Below are 13821 nucleotides of genomic sequence, written 5' to 3' on the forward strand. Positions count from 1 at the left end.
GGCCCGAGCAATGGCGCCGCGAAATCGGCAACAGACCCTGGTGGGGGACGTCAGGGTGCCTCCACTGTTCTGATCAACGACCAATGAAGGGGATGAGGAATGCGCACAGCGGGGGCTCTACGGGTTGGCATCTTGGGAGGGATTGCCGCCGTTGCGGTGGCGGCCGCGGTGTCGCCGATCGCCGCAGCCGCCGGTTCGTCGGGTGGCTCGGCGGATGTTCCCGGCGAGACGGTGTTCTCGGCGCCGCTCTCGGACGAGGTCTGCTCCGCAAACGGTTTCGGCTTCCGATCGATCAGGATCGGCTACACCAACGTCGCCACGGGCGAGGCGGGATCGGTGGACGTGCAGCCGTGCACCACCTTCATGGGGTCGCCACTGGATCGTGTCACCGCGCACACGGGATCCGGACCGGTGGTGTTCACCGTGTCCATCGTCGGACAACCCTCCCTGCCCGGGTTCGGCGGTTTCATCGCTCCCTGAGCGACTGGTTCCCCTCGGCGGCCGGCAGCGATCGCTGCCGCGACGGAACCGACCGCGAACCCCATCCTGACCTCGACTCAGGCGGTACTCGCCTATGCGGCGGCCGCCGGCGTCCCGAGGGCCAAGCGGACCCGCTGGGATTACGAGGTGGAATCGCCCCTGCGCGATGCCCGCGGCTTCGACCTGGGCCGGTTCAGCGGCCCGGCCCCGGTGATCGACGCGGACGAGGTCGGCGCCGCCAACATGATCCTCACCAACGGCGCCCGCCTGTACGTCGACCATGCGCACCCCGAGTACTCGGCGCCCGAGGTCGCGGACCCGCTCGACGCGGTGATCTGGGACAAGGCCGGCGAGCGGGTGATGGAGGCCGCGGCCCGGCACGTCGCGAGCGTGCCCGGCGCACCGCGACTGCAGCTCTACAAGAACAACGTCGACGGCAAGGGCGCGTCGTACGGCACCCACGAGAACTACCTGATGTCGCGGGCGACGCCGTTCAACGCCGTCGTCGCCGGCCTGACACCGTTCTTCGCCTCCCGGCAGGTGATCTGCGGGTCGGGACGCGTCGGAATCGGGCAGTCCGGCGACGAGGCCGGCTTCCAGCTGTCCCAGCGCGCCGACTACATCGAGGTCGAGGTCGGGCTGGAGACCACCCTCAAGCGCGGCATCATCAACACCCGCGACGAGCCGCACGCCGACGCGGACAAGTACCGGCGTCTGCACGTGATCATCGGCGACGCCAACCTCGCGGAGATGTCGACCTACCTCAAGGTCGGCACCACCGCGCTGGTGCTGGACCTGATCGAGGCCGGCGTCGACCTGTCGGACCTGCATCTGGCCCGGCCGGTGACCGCGGTCCACCAGATCAGCCACGACCCGACCCTGCGTCAGGCGGTGGCTATGGCCGATGGCCGCGAGCTGACCGGCCTTGCCCTGCAGCGGATCTACCACGAGCGGGTGGCGGAGTTCACGGCCCGACGCGGCGACGACGACCCGCGGGTGGCGGACCTGCTGGACAAGTGGGCCATGGTCCTGGACCTGCTCGAGCGGGACCCGATGGAGTGCACGCACCTGCTGGACTGGCCGGCCAAGCTGCGGCTGCTCGAGGGCGCACGCAGCCGGGACGGGCTGGGCTGGGCCGCGCCGAAGCTGCACCTGATCGACCTGCAGTACTCCGACGTGCGGCTCGAGAAGGGTCTCTACAACCTGCTGGTGGCGCGCGGGTCGATGGACCGGCTCGTGACCGAGCAGCAGGTGCTCGACGCGGTGCACAACCCGCCGACCGACACCCGGGCCTACTTCCGGGGCGAGTGCCTGCGCCGGTTCGGGGCGGACATCGCGGCCGCGAGCTGGGACTCGGTGATCTTCGACCTGGGCCGGGAGTCCCTGGTGCGCATCCCCACGATGGAGCCGCTGCGGGGCAGCAAGGCGCACGTCGGCGCCCTGCTCGACGCCGCGGAATCGGCCGCCGACCTGGTCGATCAGCTCACCACCTGAACACCGCCCCCGCGACACGGCCACGCACCCGCGTTCTGACGGTGTCGCTCGGTAGGGTGGAGATCCGTGCACGAAGCGCACACTGGGTGTGGCAGGGACATCGACGGTCGAGAAGACCCCGGCGTTCAGGAAGACCCGGTGTGCGGGCGCAACTGAGGAACCTAACGAGGAGGTCGGCGGCTATGGCGCAGGAGCAGACCAAACGCAGCGGCGGTGGCGACGAAGACGACGGCCAGGTCGGCGAGGGAGCGGCCGGTCAGGAACGTCGGGAGAAGTTGGCCGAGGAGACCGACGACCTGCTCGACGAGATCGACGACGTGCTCGAGGAGAACGCCGAGGACTTCGTGCGCGCGTACGTGCAAAAGGGTGGGCAGTGACGGCGGATCACCCGGCGTCGCGCCCCGCACTCGGGGACGAGCGGCTGCGGTACGGCACGCAGCTGTCCTCGTTCTCCGAACATCTGCGTCTGCATGCGCCGGACCTGTTGCCGGAGAACCGGTTCGACGTCGGTCGCTCGCTCCGGACCGGGAGTGAGCCGATGAACGCCGCGGACCTGGCACCGCACGGCACCACGATCGTGGCGGTCTCCTTCGAAGGCGGCGTGGTGCTCGCCGGTGACCGCCGCGCCACCATGGGCAACATGATCGCCAGCCGCGACGTGGAGAAGGTGTACGTCACCGACGACTACTCCGCCGCCGGCATCGCGGGCACCGCGGGCGTGGCGATCGAGCTCGTCCGCCTGTTCGCGGTCGAACTCGAGCACTACGAGAAGATCGAAGGGGTGCCGTTGAGCTTCGACGGCAAGGCCAACCGGCTGTCCTCGATGGTCCGCGGCAACCTGGGAGCGGCCATGCAGGGGCTGGCCGTGGTGCCGCTGCTGGTCGGCTTCGACCTCGACGCGGCGGACCTGTCCAAGGCCGGCCGGATCGTCTCGTACGACGTGGTCGGCGGACGCTACGAGGAACGCGCCGGATACCACGCGGTGGGCTCCGGGTCGCTGTTCGCGAAGTCGGCGTTGAAGAAGACGTACGACCCGCGTGGCACCGAGGAGGACGCACTGCGCGCCGCGATGGCCGCGCTGTACGACGCCGCCGACGACGACTCCGCGACCGGCGGACCGGACATGACCCGGGGCATCTACCCGACCGCCGTGGTGATCACCGCGGACGGCGCCGTCGAGGTGGCCGCGGCCAGGGCCGCGGAACTGGCCCGGGACGTCGTCACCGCCCGCATCCAGGAAGCAGGTGACATGCCGTGACGATGCCGTACTACGCGTCCGCCGAGCAGATCATGCGCGATCGCTCGGAGCTGGCGCGCAAGGGAATTGCCCGCGGCCGCAGTGTCGTCGTGCTCACCTTCGCGGACGGGGTGCTGTTCGTGGCGGAGAACCCGTCGACGGCGCTGCACAAGGTCAGTGAGCTCTACGACCGGCTCGGGTTCGCCGCCGTCGGCAAGTACAACGAGTTCGAGAACCTGCGGCGGGCCGGCATCATGCATGCCGACATGCGGGGGTACTCCTACGACCGCCGCGACGTCACCGGCCGTTCGCTGGCCAACGTGTACGCGCAGACGCTCGGCGGAATCTTCACCGAGCAGCCCAAGCCGTACGAGGTGGAGCTCTGCGTCGCCGAGGTCGGCCGGGCGGGTCAGGACACGCACGCCCAGCTCTACCGGATCACCTACGACGGGTCCATCGTCGACGAGCAGCGGTTCGTGGTGATGGGCGGCGCGACCGAGCCGATCGCGCTGGCCCTCAAGGACAGCTACCGGCCGGGCCTGGACCTGGCCGCCGCGGTGGACGTGGCGGTCACAGCGCTGCGCAAGGGCACGGTGGTGCCCGGCAGCGGCGACGCGGAGCCGCGCACCATCGGCGTCGAGGCGCTCGAGGTGGCGGTGCTCGACCAGAACCGCCCGCGGCGCGCCTTCAAGCGGATCACCGGCGCCGCACTCGCGGCGCTGCTGCCCGCCGCGACCAAGCCGGAGTCGGCCGCGCGCGCACCGAGCGACGCGGGGGACGAGAAGGCCGACAAGGTCGAGAAGTCCGACGGGGACACGCCGGCAGGAACCTGACGCACCGGCGGTGACCGCCCGTGGGGAAGCCACGGGCGGTCACTCAGGTCCGGTCTCGACAGCGGGACCTGGTCGGACGGCGCGTACCTGCCGTTGCCGACGAACAGCATCCAGATCGCGGTCCGCCGACCGTCCACCGTCGCCGGGATCGGCTCGGCCGAGGCCAGCACCCGGGCCATTGCGGCGGCGGCCGCCGGCCACTTGCCCAGTCGCGGTTCCCACCGCTCACGCAGCCGGACCGCGTCGGGATACCCACCCAGGCTCGCCGTGTTGACGAAGACCGTTGCGGGTTTCCCGTCGCGCAGTACCTCGCCGACATCCACCCGGACCGCGGTGCCCGCCGTCACCGCGTCGCGGGTGGCCTCGACGTCCTCGACGCCGACGTCGCGGGCGAAGTGGTTCAGTGTGCCGCCGGGGAAGACCGCCAACGCGAGGTCGTGACGGAGTGCGGCGTCCACCGCGGTCACGACCGTGCCGTCGCCGCCGCACACCCCGAGCGCGCGGGGCGCCGAGCGTTCGACGGCAGCCTCGAGTTGCGCGTTGACGTCGCCGTCCGGGTCGGCGCGCAGGACGGTGGCGGCCGGCAGCAGACGAAGCAGCTGGTCGCTCGGGTCCTCGTCGGACGCGCCCGATCCCGGGTTGACCAGGATCAACAGGCCGCTGCCGTCGGGCAGGGCGGGGGCGGTCGCGGTGGTGCCGAGGGTGGCGGGCTCGTCCGTCCGGACCGCCCACCAGCGCCGGGTGCCGAATGCGACCGCCGCACCGACCACGGCGCCGGCCAGCACGTCCGACGGCCAGTGCACCCCGACATGGATGCGCGAGTACGCGACCGCGGCGCCGACCGGGGCGAGCGCAACCGCGGCCGCCGGCGACTCCAGGGCCACCCCGGTGACGAAGGCGGCCGCGGAGGCGGCGTGGCCGGACGGGTACGACGACGACGTGGGCACCCGGCGCGGCCGCCGTCCCGGCGCGACGTGCTCCTGGGGCGGTCGGCGACGCGGGAAGACCGGTTTGAGCACGGCGTTTGTCAGCGCGCTGGCCCCGGCGAGGGACAGCACACCGCGAACGCCCGCACGCCGGGTCCGGCCGCCCACGGCGAACGCGACGGCCCCGACGGCGAACCACAACAGGCCGTGGTCGGCCGCCCGGCTGGCCGCGCGCAAGGCGTCGTCGACCCACACCCTCGACTCGACGACGGTCGGTTCCGAGTTCGTCACGGCTCCAGGTTAGGCCGCGCTGGTCACCGTTCGATGTCCGTACGCGTGGAACAGGTCAACGAGGCTGTGCGCGTTGTACTCTCGAAGTGTGCAGCGACGAATTATGGGCATAGAGACCGAGTTCGGTGTGACCTGCACCTTCCACGGCCACAGGAGGCTGAGCCCCGACGAGGTGGCCCGCTACCTGTTCCGCCGGGTGGTGTCCTGGGGTCGCAGCTCCAACGTGTTCCTCCGCAACGGCGCCCGGCTCTACCTCGACGTCGGATCGCACCCCGAGTACGCGACCGCCGAGTGCGACAACCTGGGGCAGCTGGTCACCCACGACCGTGCCGGTGAGCGGGTGCTCGAGGACCTGCTCGTCGACGCGGAGGAGCGCCTCGCCGAGGAGGGCATCGGCGGCGACATCTACCTGTTCAAGAACAACACGGACTCCGCGGGCAACTCGTACGGCTGCCACGAGAACTTTCTGGTGGTCCGGGCGGGGGAGTTCTCCCGGATCTCGGACGTGCTGCTGCCGTTCCTGGTGACCCGGCAGCTGATCTGCGGCGCGGGCAAGGTGCTGCAGACCCCGAAGTCCGCCACCTTCTGCCTCTCGCAGCGTGCGGAGCACATCTGGGAAGGGGTCTCCTCGGCGACCACCCGGTCCCGGCCGATCATCAACACCCGCGACGAGCCGCACGCCGACGCCGAGAAGTACCGGCGCCTGCACGTCATCGTCGGCGACTCGAACATGTCCGAGACCACCACCATGCTCAAGGTCGGCTCGGCGGCGCTGGTGCTGGAGATGATCGAGGCCGGCGTCACTTTCCGCGACTTCGCCCTCGACAACCCGATCCGCGCGATCCGTGAGGTCAGCCACGACATGACCGGCAGCCGCCCGGTTCGGCTCGCCGGCGGCAGGCAGGCCAGCGCCCTCGACATCCAGCGCGAGTACCACTCGCGGGCGGTCGAGCACCTGCGCACCCGTGAACCCGACCCGCACGTGGAGCAGGTGGTGGACCTGTGGGGCCGCGCGCTCGACGCCGTGGAGGCGCAGGACTTCGCGAAGGTCGACACCGAGATCGACTGGGTGATCAAGCGCAAGCTGTTCCAGCGGTACCAGGACAAGTACGGCATGGAACTGTCGGACCCGAAGATCGCCCAGCTCGACCTCGCCTACCACGACATCAAGCGGGGGCGTGGCGTCTTCGACCTGCTCCAGCGCAAGGGTCTGGCCAAGCGGGTCACCGAGGACGAGCAGATCGACGAGGCCGTCAACACCCCGCCGCAGACCACCCGGGCCAAGCTGCGCGGCGAGTTCATCTCCGCGGCCCAGGACGCGGGCCGGGACTTCACCGTCGACTGGGTGCACCTCAAGCTCAACGACCAGGCTCAGCGGACCGTGCTGTGCAAGGACCCGTTCCGGTCGGTCGACGAGCGCGTCGAGCGCCTGATCGCCTCCATGTGAGCGTGGTGTGGCTAGGCTGCTGACCCGTGGCGATCAGCAAAGTCGAGCGGTTGATGAATTTGGTCATCTGCCTGCTCGCGACGCGGCAGTTCCTGACGGCCGAGAAGATCCGGCACCTCGTCGCCGGGTACGACGAGGAATCCAACTACGACGCCTTCAGTCGCATGTTCGAGCGGGACAAGAACGAGCTGCGTGACCTGGGCGTGCCGCTCGAGACGGGGCAGGCCTCCCGCTTCGGCACCGTCGAGGGCTACCGGATCAACCGCGACGCCTACGAACTGCCCGACATCGACCTCACCAGCGAGGAGGCCGCCGCGGTCGCGATCGCGGTGCAGCTGTGGGAGTCGCCGGAGCTGACCTCCGCCGCACAGGGCGCGCTGATGAAGTTGCGCGCCGCGGGCGTGGTGGTGGACCAGGACCCGGCCGCGCCCGTGGTGACCGCGCTGCCGGCCCGCACCCGCGGCTCCGAACCGGCGCTGGAGAAGTTGCTGGCAGCGGTGGACGCCGGACGTGCCGTCCGCTTCGAGCACCGCCCGGCGCGCAACGAGCCCTACCGGACCCGGACCGTCGAGCCCTGGGGTGTGGTCACCCACGACGGCCGCTGGTACCTCGTCGGGCACGACGTCGACCGCGACGCCACCCGCACGTTCCGGCTCTCCCGGATCGGCGACGACGTCGTCGCGTTCGGCCCCGAGAACGCGGTGCACAAGCCGGCCGGCGTCGACCTGCGGGCGATGGTCGACCGGATTGTCGGCACCGGGGGCGTCGCGGGCACCGCGACGGTGGTGGTCCGCGACGGCCGCGCCCAGGAACTGCGGCGGCTGGGCCGGGCGGTGTCGACGCGGACCGTCGGCGACTGGGATGGGACGGTGCTCGAGGTGCCGGTCCGGTCCTGGGACTGGGTGGCCCGGCTGATCGCCGGATACGGGGAGGACGCGCTGGTGCTGGCACCGCCGGACCTGCGTGGGGACGTGATGGACAAGCTGCGGGCGGCCGCAGGGGTGGGGGAGAACCCGGGTATGGAGACTGCTCGATGAGTCAGCTGTCGCGACGGCTGTCCCGGCTGCTGAACATGGTCCCGTACTTCGCGGCGAACCCGGGGATCAGCGCGGCCGAGGCCGCCGCGGAGCTCGGGGTGAGCACCACCCAGCTGATGAGCGACCTGAACCAGCTGTGGATGTGCGGGCTGCCCGGTTACGGCCCCGGCGACCTGATCGACCTGTCGTTCTCCGAGGAGAGCATCCAGGTCACCTTCTCCGCCGGCATCGACCGTCCGTTGCGCCTGACGTCCACGGAGGCGACGGCGTTGCTGGTGGCGCTGCGCTCGCTGGTGGAGATGCCCGGCACCGCGGACCCGACGGCCGTGCAGGGCGCGATCGCCAAGATCGAGTCCGCGGCGGGCACTGCCGCGGGTGGTACCCACGCCGCGCCGCGCGTCGAGCCGGAGGACCCGATCGCCGCGACGGTCCGCGCCGCGGTCGGCCGGGGCCGGGCCCTGGACCTGACCTACTTCTCCGCCTCTCGCGACGCGGTGACCCGTCGGGTGGTGGACCCGGTGCGGATCGTGCTGATGGACAACCACAGCTACCTGCAGGCCTGGTGCCGTCAGGCCGAGGGCGTCCGGATGTTCCGGTTCGACCGGATCGACGCGGCGACCGAGCTGGACGAGCCGGCGCGGCCCCCGCAGGAGGCGCTCGACGATTCGCACGCGACGGACCTGTTCCACGACGACGACACCCTGCCGCAGGCCCGGCTCGCCGTCGCCGCGGACCATGCCTGGGTGATGGACTACTACCCGATGACCGACGTGCGGGTGGCCGCCGACGGGTCGATCGAGGCCTCGATGCGGTACGGGTCGCTGGAGTGGATGGCCCGGTTGATGGCCGGCTTCGGGCTCGGGGTTCGGGTACTCGGCCCCGAGGAGCTCTCGGTCGCGGTACGGTCCCGTGCGAGCGTCGCGTTGGCGGCCTATTCTCAGTCCGCTGACGGATCCACTTCCGGATAAATCGGTCACTCACGACCGAGAACGCGGGCCATCGGTCCGGTAGCATCGAACCAACTAAGTCTCTGGAGGTAGAAATGGGCGGATTGCAGCCCACGCACTGGATCATCGTCGCAGTGGTGCTCGTCATCCTGTTCGGCTCGAAGAAGCTGCCCGACGCCGCTCGCGGCCTCGGACGGTCGCTGCGGATCTTCAAGAGCGAGGTCAAGGAGATGCAGAACGACGGCCCTCCCGCGGCCGCCGCGCCTGCGGCCCCGGCCGTGACCCCGCAGTTGCCCGCCGTCACCCCGGTGACGGCCGAGGCGGCGCCGGTCACCCCGCAGACCGAACCTCGTACGTCCTAGTCCCGTACCCGACCTGGCCCGGGATGCTGCTGCGTCCCGGGCCGACGGCTGACCAGAACTAGGGTCCACAGTGCGAATCCCCTTCGACCCGCGCCAGAGCAAGCGCAGGGTCAATCCCGACGGCACCATGTCGCTGGTCGAACATCTCTACGAGTTGCGTACCAGGCTGCTGCTGGCGCTCTTTGCGGTGCTGGTGACGACGGCTTTCGGCTTCTTCTGGTACGGACACCAGATCCTCGGACTCGAGAGCCTGGGCGACCTGCTGCGCGGCCCGTACTGCTCGCTGCCGGAGTCCAGTCGTGCCGAGATCAGCCCCGACGGCAGTTGCCGCCTGCTGGCCACCGGGCCGTTCGACCAGTTCATGCTGCGGTTCAAGGTCGCGCTGGCCGCGGGCATCGTGCTGGCCTGCCCGGTGTGGCTCTACCAGCTGTGGGGCTTCATCACCCCCGGTCTGCACGACAAGGAGCGCCACAACGCGATCGGCTTCGTGACCGCCGGCGCGGCCCTGTTCGTGACCGGCGCGGTGCTGGCCTACGTGGTCGTCGCGCAGGCGTTGAGCTTCCTGCTCACCATCGGCGACACCGTCCAGGTGACCGCGCTCAGCGGCAACGAGTACTTCGGGTTCATCATCAACCTGCTGATCATCTTCGGCGTCAGCTTCGAGATCCCGCTGATCATCGTGGCGCTGAACTTCGTCGGGGTGCTCCCGTACGAGAAGCTCAAGGCCTGGCGTCGGGGGCTGATCTTCGCTCTGTTCGTCTTCGCGGCGTTCGCCACTCCCGGCTCGGACCCGTTCTCGATGCTGGCGCTGGCGCTGGCGCTCACCGTCCTCTTCGAGTTCGCGGTACAGATCGCCCGCGTCCACGACAAGCGCAAGGCGCGTCGACAGGCCGCAGAGGGCTGGGGCGCGCTCGACGACGAGGAGGCCTCGCCGCTGGGCGAGACCGCGCCGATCGACAAGGCGGACGCGGTCAGCGCGCCGTCGTCCGGCGACTTCTCCGACACTCTGTGACGGCGCACATGTCGGTCGCAGTCCGCGACCGACATGTGACAGCCTGACGGGGTGGAACTAGAGGTCTTCGCGGCGCAGCTGAAATTTTCCCTTGATCCCTTCCAGTCCGAGGCCTGCCGTGCCCTGGAGGCCGGTCACGGGGTGCTGGTGTGCGCCCCGACTGGCGCGGGCAAGACCGTGGTCGGCGAGTTCGCCGTGCACCTCGCGTTGGCCTCCGGGCGCAAGTGCTTCTACACCACCCCGATCAAGGCGCTGAGCAACCAGAAGTACGCCGAACTGGTGGAGCGCTACGGCAAGGCCTCGGTGGGCCTGCTCACCGGCGATTCGAGCATCAACCCGCAGGCGCCGGTGGTGGTGATGACCACCGAGGTGCTGCGCAACATGCTGTACGCGGACTCCGACCTGCTGCGTGGGCTCTCGCACGTGGTGATGGACGAGGTGCACTACCTGGCGGACCGGTTCCGCGGCGCCGTGTGGGAAGAAGTGATCCTGCACCTGTCGGAGGACGTGCGACTGGTGAGCCTGTCGGCGACCGTGAGCAACGCCGAGGAGTTCGGGTCGTGGATGGCCACCGTGCGCGGCGACACCGAGGTGATCGTCGACGAGGTGCGGCCGGTCCCGCTCTGGCAGCACATCATGGTCGGCCGGCGCATGTTCGACCTGTTCGACAACGACGCGCAGGCCCAGGACCCCGCCGCCCGCCTGGTGGTGGACCGCGAACTGGTGCGGCACCTCAAGCAGCGGGAGGCGGCGGCCCGGCTCGAGTCGTGGGAGCCGCGGGGCCGGGTGCGTGGCGGTCGCGGTGGCAACACCAACTACCGCCCGCCTGCCCGGCCGGAGGTGATCGCCCGGCTCGACGAGGACGGATTGCTGCCCGCCATCACCTTCATCTTCAGTCGCGCCGGCTGTGACGCCGCGGTCGCGCAGTGCCTGCGCTCCCGGCTGAAGCTGACCACCGAGGAGCAGGCCGCCGAGATCGCCGAGATCATCGACCGTCACACCGGCGCGCTGCCGAAGGCAGACCTCGCGGTGCTCGGCTACTGGGAGTGGCGCGAGGGCATCGAACGCGGCATCGCCGGGCACCACGCCGGCATGCTGCCCGCGTTCCGGCACGCCGTCGAGGAACTGTTCGTCAAGGGACTGGTGCGGGCGGTGTTCGCCACCGAGACGCTGGCGCTGGGGATCAACATGCCGGCCCGCACGGTGGTGCTCGAGCGGCTGGTCAAGTACAACGGCGAGACGCACGCGGAGCTGACGCCCGGCGAGTACACCCAGCTCACCGGCCGGGCGGGCCGCCGCGGCATCGACATCGAGGGGCATGCGGTGGTGCTCTGGCAGCCGGGCATCGAGGCCACCGAGGTGGCCGGCTTGGCCTCCACCCGGACCTTCCCGCTGCGCAGCTCGTTCCGGCCGGCGTACAACATGTCGATCAACCTGATCGACCGGATGGGCGCACGAGAGTCCCGCTCGCTGCTGGAGCGGTCCTTCGCGCAGTACCAGGCCGACCGTTCGGTGGTCGGACTGGTCCGCACCGTCGAACGCAACGAGGCGGCGCTGGCCCAGCTCGCCGACCAACTCGGCGGCGTCGACGGCGAGTTCTTCGAGTACGCGCAGCTGCGCGAGCGGGTGCGCGCCCGCGAGCGTCAGCTCGAACGTCAAGGCCGCACGGATCGCAGGCAGGACGCGGTCGAGGCGCTGACCGCGCTGCGCCGCGGCGACGTCATCGCCATCCCGGTCGGACGACGCTCCGGACTCGCCGTCGTGCTCGAGGCCGACTCCGACGCGACCGACCCCCGGCCGTTGGTGCTCACCGAGGACAAGTGGGCCGGCCGGGTCTCCGCGGCCGAGTTCCCGATGCCCGCGAAGGCGCTCGGCACCATGCGGCTGCCGAAGTTCGTCGACCACCACACCGCCCGCAGCCGCCGCGACCTCGCCGCCGCGCTGCGCAGCACCGGCATCGTCGCGCCGGGCCGGTACGGCAAGCGGCGTTCGCCCGCGTCGAGCGACCGGGAGCTGGCGACGCTGCGGCGGGCCCTGCGCTCGCACCCGTGTCACAGCTCGCCGGATCGTGAGCAGCTCAACCGGATCGGCGAGCGGTACAACAAGCTCGCCCGCGAGACCGAGACGCTGCGGCAGAAGGTCGCCGCGACCACCAACTCGCTGGCGCGCACCTTCGACCGGATTCTCGGCCTGCTCGGCGAGCGGGACTACATCGAACAGGGCGAGCTGGGCGCCGCCGGCGCAACCGGCCACGGCATCACCGAGAACGGGCAGCGGCTGGCTCGGATCTACTCGGAGAGCGACCTGCTGGTGGCCGAGTGCCTGCGCCACGGCGCCTGGAAGGGGCTCGGCCCGGCCGAACTCGCCGCGGTGGTTTCGAGCATGGTCTACGAGTCGCGTCAGGACGGGGACGTCGGCGACCGCGGACCCACCGGCCCGATCCGGCATGCACTCGACGAGACCGTGCAGTTGTGGTCCGCGCTGCGGGCCGACGAGGTCCGGCACCGGCTGCCGTTGACCCGGGAGCCCGACCTGGGGTTCGTCACCGCCGTCTACAAGTGGGCACGCGGCGAACCGCTCGTCGACGCGCTGCTGGCGGCCGGGGACCGTGGCCAGGCCCTGTCGGCGGGCGACTTCGTGCGGTGGTGCCGGCAGGTGATCGACCTGCTCGACCAGGTGCACTCGACCGCGCCCGACCCCGAGGTGCGGTCCGCGGCATCGAAGGCGGTCGGCGCGATCCGCAGGGGTGTCGTCGCCGTCGACGCGGCCTGAGCGTGCCGGATGTGATTGGATTCGGGCGCTGTCGAAACATCGGGCCGCCGAGGGGTTGTCGCGCCCGACGCGTTGCGGCGGGGGAGCAAGGACGACGGGCGAGCACCCGAGTGGAGGCACGATGAACGATCAGTTCGACGCCGGCAGCACCGACGGACGGGCCGCGCAGGACCAGCAGTGGGCGCAGCGCCCCGACGCGCCGCAGCCTCAGCCGGCGGACGCGGCGCCCGTGCCCACACTGGCCCCGCCGCAGTGGGACCAGCCGGCCTGGGGCGGTCAGGTGCCGCCGCAGGCCCCGCCGCCCCAGATGTCGGCAGAGCCGTTTCCCGCGCAGCCGTTCCCGGGCCAGCCGTTCCCCGGGCAGCAGCAGTTTCCGCCCGCGCAGTACCCGGGTCAGCAGTTCCCTCCGGCACAGTTCCCGCTGGCGGGATTCCCGGGTGGCCAGTACCCGCAGCCGGGCCCGTTCCCGACCGGACAGGTCCCGCAACCCCAGTACGCGCAGCCGCAGTTCCCGCAGCCCCAGTACGCCGGTGCGCAGTTTCCGCAGCAGCCGTACCCGGGGCAGCCGCTGCCGGGCCAGTACCTCCCGCCCGGTCAGTACCCAGCTCAGCCCCCGTACCCGGCGGCGCCGCTCGAGCACGGCCCGGCCAAGTCCTCCGTGTCGAAGTGGGTGGGCATCGGCATCGTCGCCCTCCTGCTGGTCGGCGGTGTCGTCGCCGCGGTGCTCGGCACCCGCGGCACCACCCTCGACCGGGCGGCGGCGGAGCAGGGCGTCGCCCAGGTGCTCGAGGACTCGTACGGGGCCACCGACGTCGCCGACGTCGCCTGCCCCGCCGGGCAGAAGGTGGTCAAGGACGCCATCTTCACCTGCACGCTGACCGTCAAGGGAAACCCGCAGCAGGTCACCGTCACGTTCACCGACGACGAGGGCACCTACGAGGTCGGCCGGCCGACCACGCCCTGACCGGCGGGCCGGTCACCGG

General features: G+C 71.0%; 12 protein-coding genes and 1 pseudogene. 12 read left to right on the plus strand and 1 reads right to left on the minus strand.

Features of this window, described 5'->3' with window-relative positions; genetic code table 11:
• The first annotated feature begins 132 nt into the window (after nucleotides 1–132).
• The 5 genes from AC1DWC_RS01730 (at nucleotide 133) to prcA (ending at nucleotide 4044) form a co-directional block, all read left to right on the plus strand.
• Nucleotides 133–480 (plus strand): hypothetical protein, encoded by a 348-nt coding sequence (locus AC1DWC_RS01730; RefSeq protein WP_477905600.1) that lies wholly within the window; start codon nucleotides 133–135, stop codon nucleotides 478–480.
• 30 nt (nucleotides 481–510) lie between these two features.
• The gene (dop, locus tag AC1DWC_RS01735) at nucleotides 511–1974 is read left to right on the plus strand and encodes a depupylase/deamidase Dop (protein ID WP_477905803.1); all 1464 of its coding nucleotides are present in this window, start codon (nucleotides 511–513) and stop codon (nucleotides 1972–1974) included.
• Between the two features lie 182 nt (nucleotides 1975–2156).
• Nucleotides 2157–2351, plus strand: coding sequence for a ubiquitin-like protein Pup (locus AC1DWC_RS01740; protein WP_072844720.1), 195 nt, complete (start codon nucleotides 2157–2159; stop codon nucleotides 2349–2351).
• Nucleotides 2348–3232: a proteasome subunit beta gene (prcB, locus tag AC1DWC_RS01745; RefSeq protein ID WP_477905602.1), complete on the plus strand. Its 885-nt coding sequence runs from the start codon at nucleotides 2348–2350 to the stop codon at nucleotides 3230–3232. The genes AC1DWC_RS01740 and prcB overlap by 4 nt, the downstream gene beginning before the upstream one ends.
• Nucleotides 3229–4044, plus strand: a complete 816-nt coding sequence (gene prcA, locus AC1DWC_RS01750) for a proteasome subunit alpha (protein WP_477905604.1) — start codon at nucleotides 3229–3231, stop codon at nucleotides 4042–4044. Before prcB ends, prcA begins: the two co-directional genes overlap by 4 nt.
• A gap of 41 nt (nucleotides 4045–4085) precedes the next feature.
• On the opposite strand, the pseudogene AC1DWC_RS01755 reads toward prcA, so the two are convergent.
• Nucleotides 4086–5261, minus strand: a pseudogene (locus AC1DWC_RS01755) (phosphatase PAP2 family protein); the annotation flags it as partial.
• Between the two features lie 88 nt (nucleotides 5262–5349).
• Here AC1DWC_RS01755 and pafA point away from each other — a divergent pair.
• From pafA to AC1DWC_RS01790, 7 genes are all read left to right on the plus strand, one after another.
• Nucleotides 5350–6708, plus strand: a complete 1359-nt coding sequence (gene pafA / locus AC1DWC_RS01760; protein ID WP_477905606.1) for a Pup--protein ligase — start codon at nucleotides 5350–5352, stop codon at nucleotides 6706–6708.
• Between the two features lie 26 nt (nucleotides 6709–6734).
• A complete protein-coding gene (locus AC1DWC_RS01765) occupies nucleotides 6735–7745 on the plus strand; it encodes a helix-turn-helix transcriptional regulator (RefSeq protein ID WP_092775996.1) in 1011 nt (336 codons plus the stop codon).
• Nucleotides 7742–8713: a helix-turn-helix transcriptional regulator gene (locus tag AC1DWC_RS01770; protein ID WP_477905609.1), complete on the plus strand. Its 972-nt coding sequence runs from the start codon at nucleotides 7742–7744 to the stop codon at nucleotides 8711–8713. The genes AC1DWC_RS01765 and AC1DWC_RS01770 overlap by 4 nt, the downstream gene beginning before the upstream one ends.
• Before the next feature lie 74 nt (nucleotides 8714–8787).
• On the plus strand, nucleotides 8788–9054 hold the full coding sequence (gene tatA, locus AC1DWC_RS01775; RefSeq protein ID WP_477905611.1) for a Sec-independent protein translocase subunit TatA: 267 nt from the start codon (nucleotides 8788–8790) through the stop codon (nucleotides 9052–9054).
• 70 nt (nucleotides 9055–9124) lie between these two features.
• Entirely contained in the window at nucleotides 9125–10066 is a 942-nt protein-coding gene (tatC, locus tag AC1DWC_RS01780) for a twin-arginine translocase subunit TatC (protein ID WP_477905613.1), read from the plus strand.
• A 51-nt stretch (nucleotides 10067–10117) separates the two neighbouring features.
• Nucleotides 10118–12838: a DEAD/DEAH box helicase gene (locus AC1DWC_RS01785; protein WP_477905615.1), complete on the plus strand. Its 2721-nt coding sequence runs from the start codon at nucleotides 10118–10120 to the stop codon at nucleotides 12836–12838.
• A 121-nt stretch (nucleotides 12839–12959) separates the two neighbouring features.
• Entirely contained in the window at nucleotides 12960–13802 is an 843-nt protein-coding gene (locus AC1DWC_RS01790) for a DUF4333 domain-containing protein (protein ID WP_477905617.1), read from the plus strand.
• Nucleotides 13803–13821 lie beyond the last annotated feature (19 nt).

The organism is Rhodococcus sp. P4_C10, assembly GCF_056402135.1.